At 30.8% G+C, this 266-nt stretch carries 1 protein-coding gene; it reads right to left on the reverse strand.

Going from position 1 to position 266, the window contains the following annotated elements:
- On the reverse strand, positions 1–266 hold a 266-nt coding region (locus VJI93_RS09510; protein ID WP_324009340.1), incomplete at both ends, for a hypothetical protein.

The following is a 266-nucleotide window of genomic DNA, read 5'->3' on the forward strand; positions in this document are numbered from 1 at the left end:
CTATCTATACTTGTCTTATCATCTTTACTATCAAAGACATCTTTTACAGGTTTTGTCGCTGTTGGATTTGTTGTTTCGTTTGTATCGAAATTATTATTTCCATCAACTACATTTGCTTTATTTAAGATTTTTTCTCCATTTACATTGTCATCTACTTTTACCTTAAATGTAACTTCTACTGTTTCTCCGTCTGCTACATTTTCTTTTGTCCAAGTGATTTCTCCATTTGCAAAAGTTCCACCATTATCTGCAGAATTTTCTACATA

Origin of the sequence: Parvimonas sp. M20 (assembly GCF_035282425.1) — a bacterium.
Taxonomy (GTDB): Bacteria; Bacillota; Clostridia; order Tissierellales; family Peptoniphilaceae; genus Parvimonas.